A 13,591-nucleotide genomic window follows, 5' to 3' on the forward strand; every position below is an offset into this window, starting at 1 on the left:
ACGTGTTGACGCCTGCACCGGCATCGTATGCAGATACCGATACGGGCGTGCTTCTGTCTGCCCGGGGGCTGACCAAGGTCTATAACACGGGTGAGGTCAAAGTTCAGGCGTTGCGCGGGGTTGATCTGGACGTTCGGCGCGGCGAATTGTTGGTCATGCTGGGAGCGTCCGGCAGCGGAAAGTCCACCTTGCTCAACATTCTCGGAGGACTTGATCGCCCGACCGAGGGGGATGTCCAGTTCGAAGGCAAGTCACTTACCCGGAGGTCGGACGCCGGATTGACCCGGTACCGCCGGCACCATGTTGGCTTTATCTTCCAATTCTACAATCTCGTACCCAGCCTGACAGCGCGTGAGAATGTGGCGCTGGTGACAGAAATTGCACGCGATCCCATACCCCCTGAAGACGCCCTTGCCATGGTTGGGCTGAGTGCGCGCCTAGATCACTTCCCAGCTGAACTGTCCGGGGGCGAACAACAGCGCGTGGCCGTTGCACGAGCAATCGCAAAGCGACCCGCATTGCTCTTTTGCGATGAGCCAACCGGTGCCCTCGACAGCAAGACCGGAATCCAGGTTCTGGAAGCGCTTGACCATGTAAACAGAGAACTCGGCGCGACAACGGTCGTCATCACGCACAATATCGGTATCTCCGAAATGTCGGACCGCACAATTCGGCTGTCTGATGGGCGCATTGTGGATGTTGAAGAAGTCGGCAGGGCAAAAAAACCGGCTGATTTGTCATGGTAGGATGGATGTCAGCGCTGGACCGCAAATTGTTGCGGGATCTGTTGCATATGCGCGGTCAGGGGCTGGCGGTGGGCGCGATTGTGGCGTGCGGCGTAGCGATCATGGTGATGGCGCTAGGTGCGATATCGTCTCTCGAGTTGAGCCGCGATACTTATTACGACCGGTTTCGATTTGCTTACGTCTTCTCGAATGCGAAGCGCGCGCCCGAGCGACTCGCAAATGAAATCGCGGAGATTGATGGCGTCCGAACCATCGAAACACGCATTTCTCGCCTTGTAACACTGGACATTGAAGGCATGCGCGAGCCAGCGAACGCTCAATTGGTGTCGGTGCCTGAGAACGGAAAACCAAGACTGAACGGCGTCCTGCTGTATTCCGGACGCTTCCCCGATCCCAGCCGCCCGGACGAGGCAGTGGTTTCCAAGGCGTTCGTAGATGCGCACGGGTTTACGCTGGGCAGCCATGTACGCGCCATCATCAATGGACGTGCGCGTGACCTAGAGATTGTCGGGGTGGGGGATTCCCCAGAGCATGTCTACATGCTGGGCCCGAGCGGTCTGCTACCTGATGAAAAACGTTTCGCTATCTTCTGGCTAAGCCGTAGGGCACTTGAAGCGGCCTTTGATCTGGATGGAGCGTTCAACAGTGTGAGCGTCTCTCTCAGTCCCGGAGCCAACCCACAAGGGGTGATCGACTCGCTGGACAAATTGTTGGAGCCATACGGCACTGGCGGGGCTTATGGCGCGGAAGATCAATTGTCCAATGCGTTCATTGAAAGCGAGATGCAGCAACTGGCATCGATCGCTGCGATCATACCGCCAATATTCCTGATTGTGTCAGCCATGCTGATAAATGCGATTCTGGCGCGACTGATCGCGACGGAGCGCCAGCAGATTGGTTTGCTGAAAGCTTTCGGTTTCGATGAGTGGGAAATCGCCTGGCACTATGTGAAGATGGCGTTGGGCATGGTGACCGGCGGTATCCTCGTTGGTTTTGTCCTTGGCGCAGCACTGGCGCGCTTGATGACCAATCTCTATACGGATAGCTTCCGGTTTCCCGATATGATTTTCCGGCTGGATCCGTCGGCATTTGTGATCGGTGGGGGGGCTGCAACCCTTGCCGCGATATTTGGCGCAGTCGGGTCCGCGCGATCTGCAGCGAAGCTAGTGCCAGCCGAGGCAATGTCTGCTGCGCCGCCAACCGTTTATGGAAAAGGACCGGTTCAGCGTGCGTTCGCACACATACACTTTGATGAGCCAACCCGCATGATCCTGAGGCATGTCACGCGGTGGCCCGTGCGTGCAGGCGTGACCGTCATAGGCGTTGCGGCGGCGCAAGCCTTGCTGGTGGGGACTTTGTTTGCGTTCGATTCAATTGACGAAATGATGGAGCAGCACTTTCACCGCACGGATGCATATGACGTCGCAATTAACTTTGTCGAACCGACAAACATTGGCGCTGTGCGAGAAATAGAGCGAATGCCGGGTGTGCTTTCGGTGCAGCCTAACCGGGACATCTCTACCCGCGTGAGGTATGGCCAGTTGGACGAACGGGTGAGGTTGGTGGGTGTGGAGCCTGACGGCCGGCTGCGGCGGCTGCTGGATGATCAGGATAAATTCCTGGGTGTTCCGGATCGAGGATTGGCTGTGTCTTCGCAGCTGGCAGGAATGATCAATGTCGGGCGCGGTGATCGGGTCAGTCTGGAAGTGCTTGAAGGGGAAAGGCCTACGCTGGATGTGTCCGTTACGGCCATTGTGAATGAAGCCATGGGATGGCCAGCCTTCATGGATGTGGATTCGCTAGAGCGCGCCTTGGGTGAAAGCAATGTCGTCAGCGGTGTTTATGCCATGATTGATCCTGACAGGGAGGCAGTCTTCAGCGCTGCGGTTCTGGAGCGCCCCGGGATTGCCAGCGTCTCTCTCCAGCGCGCTTCGATTGAGAATTTCAATGACTCAATGGAAGAGAACATCAATATCATGATGACAATCTACGCTTTGATTGGCGGTGCGATTGCCGCGGCGGTCGTTTACAATGCTGCGCGTATCGGCCTGACTGAGCGAGGTCGCGAGTTGGCCAGCCTGCGTGTGCTCGGATTTTCGGAAGGCGAGGTATCGTACATCTTGATTGGAGAATTGGCCTTGCTGGTTTTTCTGGCTCTGCCGCTGGGTGGGGCTATGGGAATGGGGCTCGCCTATCTGGTGGCGACATCAATGGCGACTGAATTATTCCGAGTGCCGATTACAGTCGCCCCCTCCACGCACGGGCTGGCCGCCTCCATTGTGATCGTGTCATCGATCGCCGCTGCTCTATTCGTGCGCCAGCGCGTGAAATCGCTCGACCTTATCGCCGTTTTGAAAACCCGGGAGTGACCTCATGGCCCTTCGCAATCGTCTTCTGTTTTGGGCTGTCATCGCCATAATTGTGCTGGCGCTGGCGGTCTGGGCATTCTCACCCCGCGCCATCGACGTAGATATAGTGAATGCAAGCAGGGGGTCGATGACCGTTTCCGTAAATGAGGAAGGCAAGACGCGCATTCATGATGTCTTTGAAATCTCCGCGCCCGTCTCAGGGCAATTGGAGCGGATCAGCCTCGAAGCAGGCGACTGCGTATATCAAGGGGAGACAATCGTCGCAGGCATCCGTCCCGTGGCTGCGCCTGTGCTGGACAGTCGATCCCAAAAGCAACTGTCGGCGGTTGCCGATGCTGCCGCTGCTGCTGTGACGGCGTCCAAGGCGGAACTCGACCGGGTTCGGTCCGAACTGAACCATGCCACCACGGATGCCAATCGCTATCGGCTGCTGGCGCCAGGTGGAGCAATATCGCGCCAGATGCTGGAGCGGGCCGAAGCGGAAGAGACGACGCTGCAGGCGGCTGCTCGGGCTGCGGAAGCTGCACTTGCCATGCGCCGGCAGGAACTGGCAGCCGCCCGCGCTGCGCTTCGCCCGAGCAGTGAGGATGAGGGCGGAGAACTGATCGATGTCATCGCACCTATCGATGGGGTTTTGCTGCGGCGCCTTCGCCAGAGCGAGGGGCCGGTGGCACAGGGCGCACCTCTTGTGGAAGTTGGGGATCCTGAGGAGATCGAGATCGTGGCGGATCTGTTGTCTGAGGATGCGGTGCGCATTTCACCCGGAGATCCTGTGATCATCTCGGATTGGGGTGGTCCCGTCCTGCAAGGTAAGGTTCGGCAAATTGAGCCTTTTGCCTTCACAAAAATATCCGCACTCGGGATTGAGGAGCAGCGCGTGAATGTTGTCGTGGACTTGCTGCAAGGCCAGCCTGCGGACCGGCTGGGTCATGGATACAGGGTGGACGTAGCTGTCCAGATCTGGTCGCAGGACAATGTTCTCACTATTCCAATAACCGCATTGTTCAAGCAGGATCGCAACTGGTCCGTCTATCGCATCGAAAACGGTCGCGCCCGCTTGCGTCAAGTAACGATCGGGCATTTGAATGGCCAGGAGGCAGAGATACTGTTGGGTCTTGAAGAGGGAGATTTGCTAGTAGAGCACCCTTCGAGCCGGATTGTCGACAAGGTGTTGGTGCGCGCACGTGAAGCTCCACAGCCGACTTCCGAGGCGCAGGACGGTTCAGAGTCAGCAGCAGTGCAGCTATCGGCCACTTGGGACAATACTGTAGGTGGCTGCGATTTTCTGATCCGCTAGAGAAGAGAGGCACATTCGCGCGCAATGATGCGCTCTTCATCCGCGACAACGCGCACCACCGGCACCGACGCCCCCTTGGGAGACAGAACTTCTGCATTCGCTTCGTTCGCGGCGTCGTCAAGAGTTGGACCTAGCCAATCGAGGTGTTGAATAATTCGTGAGCGGATTGCTGGTGCGTTCTCGCCGACTCCGCCCGAGAATACAATTGCGTCAAACCCTTTCATATCTACGGCAAGTGAGCCGCATTGGCTGGCGATCCTGTAGCAATATAGATCGATAGCTTCTTTCGCCTCTTGGGCAGGGCTTTCCAGAAGCGTTTTGGTATCTCCCGATATGCCCGAGACGCCAAGTAGGCCAGACTTCGTATAAAGCAGGTCGGAAACCTCTTCGACTGGCATAGCACGATCCTTGATCAGGTGCAGGACCACGCCCGGATCCAGATCCCCGCAGCGAGTCGCCATGGGCAAGCCATCAAGTGCGGTCAGGCCCATGGATGTGGCGATGCTTTTCCCGTCAATCATGGCGCAGGCGCTTGCGCCGCTGCCCAGATGCAAGGCAAGCACACGGTTTGGACGCGCGCCCAGAACCTCACCAAGAGTTTCTGCGATGTGCACATATGACAATCCATGAAATCCGAAGCGCAATATGCCCTGCTCGCTTAGCGCACGGGGCAGGGCGTAGAGTTCGGCAATGTGCGGCATGGTCCTGTGGAACGCCGTGTCGAATGACAAGGTTTGACGGATATCGGGCAGGGCATTTGCAACGGCTTGCACGCCCGCGAGATTATGCGGTTGGTGCGCTGGCGCGAAGACTGCGAGGGCCTGTAAGCGCTCAATAGCCCTGTCGCTAACGGCGACCGGGCCCTCAAACAGGGTGCCGCCATGCACGATCCTGTGTCCTATACCGGAAAGGGTCACGCCGACCTCCGGCCCGGTTAGCCAGGTCGCAAGCGCAGTGATCAAATGCTTTGGATCAGATATGCTGGCTATGACGCTCTGAAGCGGCTTCACTTTTTCCGAGTCTGATACGTCCACGCGTCGCGCGCCGGAAAGATCGCGCAAAGCGCCGCGAAAGAGGCATTCTCCCAGCTCGCCGACAGCGTCGATTTCGAACATCGAGAATTTGAGGCTGGAAGAACCCACATTGAATGTTGCGACAGCGCGGCGCGTCATGGTTGGTCTCGCTGCCAGCGCGCCACGGCTGACGCAAAGGCGCATGAAGCCAGTCGCTCCTCGGCGCTGTCGGCGCGGCTGGTCAGAATAATCGGAACACTGGCACCCAGAACAATTCCAGCCGCTGATGCGCTGGCTAGATAGTCCAGTTGTTTGGCCAACATGTTTCCAGCCTCGATGGCGGGAACGATCAGAATATCTGCATCCCCGGCAACCGGAGACTTCAGGCCTTTGGTTGCGACCGATTCAGGTGAGACAGCTAGGTCAAACGCAAGCGGACCGTCCACGATGCCGCCTTTGATCTGACCTCGGTCCGCCATCTTGCACAGGGCGGCTGCATCCAGGGTGGACGGTATGATCGGGTCCACCTCTTCGGTTGCAGACAGGATGGCGACTTTTGGCGGATCGATGTTGATGGCACGGGCCGCGTCAATTGCGTTTTGCGTTATCCAGCGTTTCGAGGTGAGGTCAGGCGCAATGTTGAGGGCGCCATCACTGATCAGCAACGGTTTATGATAACCGGCGGTGGAGAGCAGGAACACATGGCTCATGCGCCGGTCAGTGCGCAAGCCGCCGTCGCGTTTGACGACTTCAGCCATCATTTCATTTGTGTGGAGTGCGCCCTTCATGAGGGCATCTGCCTCGCCTTCATGGATCAGCTCTACGGATCGTGCTGCGGCTGCGTGGCTGTAGGGTGCTTCAATTTGCACAAGGCCAGAGATGTCCAGGCCCGCCGATTCCGCTGCGGCCGACATTTTTGCAATCGGTCCCACCAGGATGGGCAACATGATACCTGCCTCCGCCGCGTCCAAAGCACCCTTCAGGCTGGAGGCGTCTACAGGATGCATAACCGCAACGCGCAATGTGGGGCCCGATTGAGATGCAGCTTTCGCAACGAGCCAATCGAACTTGCCGTCCATATCGCTGGTCACGACTTGGGTCGGCTTTTTGCGGGATATCGAATTGTGCGGATCATGCGATCACTTTCTCCAGAAGATTGTTTTGTACACTCAATCCTGATGGAGACATTTCGGCAAGCCCGTAGAAGTACGTGAATTCAGGGGTAATGCGTATTTCAAGGCGAGATAGACATTGGTTGAATGGCAAAAGACAGAGCTCAAACTCGCATACATCAACCCTTGCAGGAGAAATGCCATGGCCCAGACAAAATCCCAGACTCCGAAAGCGACAGCGAGCCCGAAACCAAGTCCGCAAGTCGGCACAAACGGAACAGGTTTCATTCCCAATAGCGCGATACCGAACCCGGTAGCCGACACGATGCAATTTGGTGCCGACAGCATGAAGCACTTCATGGAGGCAAGTCAGGACATGGCGAAATTCTACAACAGGCGCCTGCGGAAGGACATTTCTTTCATGAGCGAACTTGGCACTTGTAGATCCCCACAACAGGGTGTCGCAGTTTGGTTTCGCGCAGCCAGCGAAGCAGCGCATGACTATGTCGACCAGTTCGACCGCTTCGTCGCAATTACACTGGATAGTTCATCCTCTGAATAGCATTAAGGCGCGCATAGCTTAGCCTGTAGTCGGAGGTGAAAAATTTGCCTCCGGACGTATTAGTGTTCCGCGAGTACAAGATCACTCGCCGAAATTTCCTGCTTGGAAAGTCACCGCACCATACGCCGTACGGGGATCAACGGATTGTAAAGAGGACTGACTTACAGGGCCAGTCCGTGTGGTCTGCTATCAGCTTCATCATTTTGGCCGGCCAGGCGGTTGAGATATTGACGGTTTCTTAGGCGAAACCGATCAGCCCGAGGCATGTCGATGACGCCATTTTGCTTGAACTGGTTGAGCATGCGGCTGACGGTTTCAATTGTCAGGCCCAGATGATCGGCGATGTCACACCGGCTCATTCGAATAGGTGTGTAGCCATCGGCTTTGGGTGCAAAGCGTGAATCAAGGAAAAGCACGAAATCTGCTACCCGCTCCTTCGCACAGCGACAGGCTAGCAATGTGGCCTGACGGCGCGCGTCTGCGGACGCCTTGTCTATCTCGCGAAACACCGTCTGTCGAAATTGCGCGTCTTGCAGAAGGCATCGCTCAAAAGCTTCACGGCTCACATAGTTTGTTTCCACGCGGCTTAGCGCTTCTGCACTTGTCGGACTGGTGGCGCACAAACACAGAGAGACATATTCACCTGGGCCGGAAAATGCTTCGATCTGGCGATGTCCATCCGCCGTGACTCGGTAAACGGTCACGGTACCCGATACAATCTTGTGGATGCCTCGCTCAATATCGCCTTGATGGAAAAGATGAGTCCCGGGGGCGTACACTTGTCGTGCGCTAGCTAAGCTCGCATGTGCTTCAGGAACTGCTGCAAACCGTGCCATGCCATTCTCCTAACTTTGATCCATCAACGAAGAGTGGTGCAAAGCGGTGGCGCGGACACTCCGGAAGAATACGCATATTGGAATAAGTGGGGCACGAGAAAACAAGCCGGCGTGCGCCGCTTCTTGAATGACGTGCTCATGAGACGGTTATCTATGCGATTAGACCGGACTGGATCGCCTTGACGACCACTTCGGTGCGATTGCGTGCTTCCAGTTTCAAGGCCAACGACCGCAAGTGTAGCTTTACTGTTGTTTCCTGAATGTCGAGCAACCGGGCGATCTGTTTGTTGGATTCCCCTCGCTGCAGGCAGAACAGCACTTCGCGTTCACGTGGGGTGAGACTTGAGCCGTCTGCTCCCTGACTCTTGTCGGTCTGGGTGGGACTGAAAACCTGTCCTGCCAGAATAAGACGGACCGCGGCGACCAAGCCGTCGCCCGGCATGGTCTTGGGGATAAAGCCCCGGGCGCCACTTTCCAATAGAGCAGTTACCTCCATCTGCCCTGCAACACCTGACAGGATCGCAATCGGTTGATCGGAAAACATGGCAATAAGCTCTTTGACGTCCTGAACACCCGTGATGCCCGGCATCCGCAGGTCCAGCAAAGCGAGATCATAGCGATCGCCATTCTGAAGAGCGGTCCTGACGACATCGCCATCGCGCATGATGGTAATCTTCGCATCGGGCAATTCGTGCTCCAGCAGTGACCGGACGGCGTCCAGCACGAGATCATGATCATCGGCAATTAGAAGGCGCATACTGTAAATCCGATTCACTCGTTCGCTGACAATGGTGGATGTGCCGGCGCAGTTTTGCCAATCTTGTGCAGGGTTGCCCATAATTTCTCACGAGACAGTGGTTTGGCAATGGTCGCGGCCAGACCGGCTGGCAGAGGGGATGCGAGAGCGCCGGAACTCATTACGACGGGGATGTCTGACCGGACATCCAGCAATTCGAGAACCAGCTCATCACCGCTCATTTGTGGCATGCGACGGTCTGTTACAATCAACTCGAAGGCCCAGGGTGCAACTTTGAAGACGCCAAGTGCGGCGACCGGATTTGTAAAACCCACAGCATCCCAACCGAATTCTCTCAACAGGGTGACGACAAGGTCCACTTGAAATTGATCATCGTCTATGACCAGTGCGCCTTGAGCGCCCGTACTTGGCTTATCGGGGTCGTTGATGGAATTGGGAAACGTTCTGGGGGCGCGTGCATCCAGCAAGGGCAAGTCGATCGCGACCATCGTCCCTTCGCCGGGGCGGCTGAAAGCGCGCATTCGGCCCATCTGACCCTGTAACAGGGCATCAACCGTAACCAGTCCAAGCCCGCGACCGGTACCTTTGGTCGACTGAAATGGCAAAAAAGCTGTATCAAGAGCTTTTTGAGACATGCCGACTCCATCGTCGCGCACGATCAGGCGCGCCGCCGGGAATGACTGGCAGTCTCCACGGTTGCAAATTGCGGATGGGTGAAAGTCAGGTTCCACTGAAGTGTCTTCATCAATCTGCTCCAGGGAGAGGTAGACACTACCATTCTCGTTGATGGCCTCGCGCGCATTCTTGACCAGATTGAAGACCATTCGGGAAAACAGGGTTGGGTCGGTTTCGCAGATGAGCTTGCTTGCGGTCACCAGGGTTTCGAAGCCCTGCGTTGCCAGAAACTGGTTGCTGTTGAGTTCGCTGACATCCCGCACGAGGTCGTTCAGGGAGCAGACTTTTTGCTCTGGTTCGGTATCGAAATGCATCAGGTCTTCGACCAGATCATTGGCCTGATTACAGGATTGGAGAATGCGCTCTATCAACAATTCGGAAATGTCAGCCTGTCCTTCATCTGTCAGCAATTGTGCGGAGGCATTTATGATGGCCAGTATGTTTGCAAAGTCGTGCCCAACTGATTTTGCCATACGGCCGAGAGCATCGCGCCGTTCAGCGTCGAGCAGCATTTCGTGCAATTGTTCTCGTTGGGCTTCACGGCGTCGAATGATGCCCACATCGCGTGTGGAGCAGAGGATGCCTCCATCCGCGATCGCCGTCAGCGACAGATCCTGATGTACTTTTGAACCATCATTGGCAATGCCAGCGACTTCGCCGCGCCAATACCCATTTTGCTGGAAGAGAGGAAAAATGTCGCGTTCAAATCGGCGCAACGTGTCCTTGGCGTACAAAATCGTCCAGGATCGTCCGATACACTCACTGGCGTAGGCATACCCGAACATACTGGCATGGGTCGGATTCATGTAGGTGAAGACGCCATCCTTGTTGGTGATGGCAACACCGTCAGCAGACACATCAATCGCGGTTGACAAGTGTTTGACCTGAAGGGCTTCTTCGCGGAGCTGCTCGGTGATTTCATAAAGTTCAGCGGATCGAACTTCCAACAGGTTTTCCGCAGCCGTGCGTGCAGCAGACTCTCTCTCGAGCTTCCGTTTTAGCCGTGCGAGATTTTCATCACTTTCGCTCAAGTTCAATCCCTGCGGAATACATGAAATTCCGCATTATAGAGGTACCGATGTTTACTATCGGTTCGCACAATCTCAAAATCTTCGAGTTTATTATAGTGATCAAGAGCCGCCATGATCATGCCTTCACATAAATCGGCCATGGGTCGTCCCGAGGCGTATGTGATGCGCATTTCGCGGTCTCCATCACGAGATCTGGGCTGGATATCCGGCACTTCAGCATCGGGATACAGTTTACGAACATCACGGTGAATGACGCCATGTATGCGTTCGATCAAGTCAAAGGCATGGCTGATGCCGTCTTGAGGGTGACCCGCAATAAGTGTGGGGAAGAGACTGCGTCCAAAGCCAACCAGGAGTTGTCGTGCTGACCGGCCTGTTCGATTTGAGAGCGCGGTAACCAATGTCAGCATTTCGACATGGTCGTAATATCCGACATTCGTATATACTCCAGCCGATTCCAAGTCGGTCGTGCGCAGCAATTCGTCGATTTTGGCTTCGCCGAACTCCTTTTCTGCGAATTCCAGAAACTGTCTGAACACAACTCCCTTCATCATTTGGCTCCAGTTCATCCCAAATACAGCGAAGCAGCAGACCTCGGCCCGATCGCGCCAAGGCTTTTATGCCTTTTGATTAAATACCAGTGATCGATTGAGCGAACTACCTGACCAAAAGGTCAGGTCGGCCCCGCCCTTTGCGCTGCAAGACCGTCCTTCCGGAGAATATACCGCACTACAATAAAGGCCGATTGTGCCCTCGAGCTTAGTACTCATTCGGGGATACGAAATGACGAACTTGAAACTAACACTGCAATCAATTGTGATCTCTGCATCGCTGGTCTCTGCTATCCCGGCTTCGGCCCAGATAAGCATGGAAGCCGGGGGATGGTCAGATGCGCCGCTTGGCTTCAGCCGCGATACCCAGGCCAATCGGATCATCATCGCCGGAGGGGGATCAGGATCCTCAGCCGCCACCGGCTCATTCGGGAGCACGCGTGCGATGATGCCGTCATGGTCAGGTACGACGACTGGCGGCAGCGCAACCGCAATCGGCAACATGATCAGTGTGGAGATTGAAGGAAACAACAACACCGTGATGGTGGATGCCTCCCAAATCAATTTGGGAAACCAGTCCGCAATCGTTGCCCATCTTCCAACGAGTGGGGGTGACTGATCATGACCTGTCGCAAAGCATTTCGCCCGTTTCTGATCGGCGCCGGTCTGGTCATCTCGACGGCTTGCACGTCGATGGAAGGGATCGTCTCCAATCCGGACTATCTGTCGACCGGCGCAATTGTGGAAAACAGCTCCACTGCCTATTCGGGCCAGCTCACTTGCATGAAGTGGAGCACACCAGCGGAAAAGCCACGGATCGCCGTGGGCGACATACGCGACATGACCGGAAGATTTTCGACATTCGAAGGCGCAGTGGCCACGCAGGGCGCCTCTCTGATGGTGATGTCGGCAGTTAGCCAAGCTGGTTTCCCACTCGCCGAGCGCCTTGATACCGCCGTTGCCGAGCAGGAGCTTGAATTTGCAAACAATCGCCTGATCAGTGAAGCGGGCGAGCCAACCGAGGACTACCGTAAAGTATTCACAGGTTCTATTGCCGGCAGCGACTACATCCTGCTCGGCGGTATCACGGAACTGAATTTCAACGTGCACAGCAATGTTCGCGAAGCACGTATAGGGCCGGTTGTTGGTGGTAAGCGCCACTATGCAATGACCGTCGCTCTGGACCTTCGTCTGGTCAACGCCACTGATTTGAGCGTGGTGAATCTGGTCAGCCAACGGAAAATAATTCGCGGGCGCGAAATTCGCGCGGGTGTGTTCGAATTCATTGGGGACACAACCATCGACATCGGCATGGGCGAGCGCGCTCAGGAGCCTGTGCACACCGCAATCCGAACGATCGTCGAAAGCGCCGTTTTCGATCTCGTCTCAGGCATCGCCGGTCCGTCCGCGCAAGCCTGCGCTCAAGCAGAGTTCGTCATGTCGGACGTGCCTGCCTTTCAACAGACTAATCATTAAAGGAGAATATTCATGAAACGGTCTGCTCTTTACTTCGCTTCTGCCCTCATACTGTGCGGACAGGCGGTCGCCGACCGCGGCAACAATAATGGCAGAGGTCCAGTCGATGTCGATCTCGGCATTGGAGACGTCGTCGATGCCTCTGTCGACATTGGTGGCGACAGTGTGGTTGATGCCGATTTGGACGTGCTGGGCGATTCAGCTCTTGGTGACGTGTCCGATGCCGCCGCCAACGCAATTGACTACGCAACTCGTCAGGTCAACAGCGGCAATCAGAGTGCCACCCTCAACCTCCTCGGCGGTGCGATGGGTGAAGTCACCGGCACGGCTGCGACAATCGGCAATTCCTATTCGATCGACTCGGTTGCCGACGCCGTCTCATCGGTCACCCAAGGCAATTCAGGTGCAGCCTATGCCAATGCCAATGTGAACATCGAGAATTCCGGTATCGCAACAGCGACGGCAGCTGCCATCGGCAATACTGCATCGGTCACGTCAGAAGCCAGCACACTCGCAAGCCGCTCAACGCAATCGAACAGCGGATACATGACCACTCAGATGAATGCGACGATCAGTGAGATAACTGAAGTCACTGCAACTGCGGCGTCGATCGGCAACTCGCTATCCGTTGAGATCCCGGGAAGCGGCAGCATGACTGCGCAGCAGTACAATTCCGGTACGATGGTCGCCGAATTGAACGGCCGTTTGGTTGGCTTTGCTGACGGCACAGCCACCGCAGCTGCGATCGGCAATTCCGCATCGCTCACCAGCCTGAACTCTGATGTCGTGGGCAACGCCCTGACTCGCGTCAGACAGGCGAATTCTGGCCATCAGATTTCTGCACTTGCTGCCCAAGTGTCCCATGGTGCCGAGGCTGCTGCTACCGCAGCGTCCATCGGCAACACGGTGAACATTTCGGTTCAGTAGCTGCGGAAGAGGGCGCCGGGCGGCCGTCAGTCCCCCGAATGATCGTTCGGTGCCCTCATTTTTGGCCGGTTCACTCACCGGTCTCCGGGCCCGTCCGCTTTTGCGGCGGGCCTTTTTTCTTCGGTGAAGACTACGGTTTGGCGGTCTTGGCTTGCATGGAAAACCCTCCATTTGCGCTTTCTCGTATTTGCATGGTTGAAAGTGCTGCTATCCGCGCATAGTCCAGCGTGGACAGGGGC

General features: G+C 56.2%; 13 protein-coding genes. 7 read left to right on the forward strand and 6 right to left on the reverse strand.

Annotation, left to right across the window (positions count from 1 at the left end):
• Positions 1-5 precede the first annotated feature (5 nt).
• From B2P82_RS04635 to B2P82_RS04645, 3 genes are read left to right on the forward strand one after another with little or no spacing between them, the layout of a single operon-like run.
• Positions 6-746 (forward strand): ABC transporter ATP-binding protein, encoded by a 741-nt coding sequence (locus B2P82_RS04635; protein WP_349679728.1) that lies wholly within the window; start codon positions 6-8, stop codon positions 744-746.
• 5 nt (positions 747-751) lie between these two features.
• Positions 752-3,115 carry an ABC transporter permease gene (locus tag B2P82_RS04640; RefSeq protein ID WP_290495474.1) on the forward strand — a complete coding sequence of 788 codons (2,364 nt, stop codon included), beginning with the start codon at positions 752-754 and terminating at the stop codon, positions 3,113-3,115.
• Between the two features lie 4 nt (positions 3,116-3,119).
• The gene (locus B2P82_RS04645; RefSeq protein WP_290495475.1) at positions 3,120-4,412 is read left to right on the forward strand and encodes an efflux RND transporter periplasmic adaptor subunit; all 1,293 of its coding nucleotides are present in this window, start codon (positions 3,120-3,122) and stop codon (positions 4,410-4,412) included.
• On the opposite strand, the gene B2P82_RS04650 is transcribed toward B2P82_RS04645, so the two are convergent.
• Entirely contained in the window at positions 4,409-5,584 is a 1,176-nt protein-coding gene (locus B2P82_RS04650) for an acetate/propionate family kinase (RefSeq protein WP_290495477.1), read from the reverse strand. The two genes, B2P82_RS04645 and B2P82_RS04650, sit on opposite strands and share 4 nt — an antisense overlap.
• On the reverse strand, positions 5,581-6,516 hold the full coding sequence (locus B2P82_RS04655) for a bifunctional enoyl-CoA hydratase/phosphate acetyltransferase (RefSeq protein ID WP_290495479.1): 936 nt from the start codon (positions 6,514-6,516) through the stop codon (positions 5,581-5,583). The genes B2P82_RS04650 and B2P82_RS04655 overlap by 4 nt, the downstream gene beginning before the upstream one ends.
• Before the next feature lie 223 nt (positions 6,517-6,739).
• On the opposite strand from B2P82_RS04655, the gene B2P82_RS04660 reads away from it, so the two are divergent.
• Entirely contained in the window at positions 6,740-7,099 is a 360-nt protein-coding gene (locus tag B2P82_RS04660; RefSeq protein ID WP_290495480.1) for a hypothetical protein, read from the forward strand.
• A 161-nt stretch (positions 7,100-7,260) separates the two neighbouring features.
• On the opposite strand, the gene B2P82_RS04665 is transcribed toward B2P82_RS04660, so the two are convergent.
• From B2P82_RS04665 to B2P82_RS04680, 4 genes are all read right to left on the reverse strand, one after another.
• Positions 7,261-7,935 carry a Crp/Fnr family transcriptional regulator gene (locus B2P82_RS04665; protein WP_290495482.1) on the reverse strand — a complete coding sequence of 225 codons (675 nt, stop codon included), beginning with the start codon at positions 7,933-7,935 and terminating at the stop codon, positions 7,261-7,263.
• 151 nt (positions 7,936-8,086) lie between these two features.
• Positions 8,087-8,692, reverse strand: a complete 606-nt coding sequence (locus B2P82_RS04670; RefSeq protein ID WP_290495484.1) for a response regulator transcription factor — start codon at positions 8,690-8,692, stop codon at positions 8,087-8,089.
• Positions 8,693-8,706: 14 nt separating this feature from the next.
• Positions 8,707-10,398 carry a hybrid sensor histidine kinase/response regulator gene (locus B2P82_RS04675; protein WP_290495486.1) on the reverse strand — a complete coding sequence of 564 codons (1,692 nt, stop codon included), beginning with the start codon at positions 10,396-10,398 and terminating at the stop codon, positions 8,707-8,709.
• Positions 10,399-10,400: 2 nt separating this feature from the next.
• Positions 10,401-10,952: a heme NO-binding domain-containing protein gene (locus B2P82_RS04680; RefSeq protein WP_290495488.1), complete on the reverse strand. Its 552-nt coding sequence runs from the start codon at positions 10,950-10,952 to the stop codon at positions 10,401-10,403.
• Positions 10,953-11,181: 229 nt separating this feature from the next.
• Between B2P82_RS04680 and B2P82_RS04685 the strand changes: the two genes are divergently transcribed.
• From B2P82_RS04685 to B2P82_RS04695, 3 genes are read left to right on the forward strand one after another with little or no spacing between them, the layout of a single operon-like run.
• Positions 11,182-11,568 carry a hypothetical protein gene (locus B2P82_RS04685; RefSeq protein WP_290495489.1) on the forward strand — a complete coding sequence of 129 codons (387 nt, stop codon included), beginning with the start codon at positions 11,182-11,184 and terminating at the stop codon, positions 11,566-11,568.
• A 2-nt stretch (positions 11,569-11,570) separates the two neighbouring features.
• The gene (locus B2P82_RS04690; protein ID WP_290495491.1) at positions 11,571-12,425 is read left to right on the forward strand and encodes a CsgG/HfaB family protein; all 855 of its coding nucleotides are present in this window, start codon (positions 11,571-11,573) and stop codon (positions 12,423-12,425) included.
• A 12-nt stretch (positions 12,426-12,437) separates the two neighbouring features.
• Positions 12,438-13,352 (forward strand): hypothetical protein, encoded by a 915-nt coding sequence (locus B2P82_RS04695; protein WP_290495493.1) that lies wholly within the window; start codon positions 12,438-12,440, stop codon positions 13,350-13,352.
• The last annotated feature ends 239 nt before the right edge of the window (positions 13,353-13,591 follow it).

This window comes from Hyphomonas sp. UBA4494, assembly GCF_002388935.1.
Classification (GTDB): domain Bacteria; phylum Pseudomonadota; class Alphaproteobacteria; order Caulobacterales; family Hyphomonadaceae; genus Hyphomonas.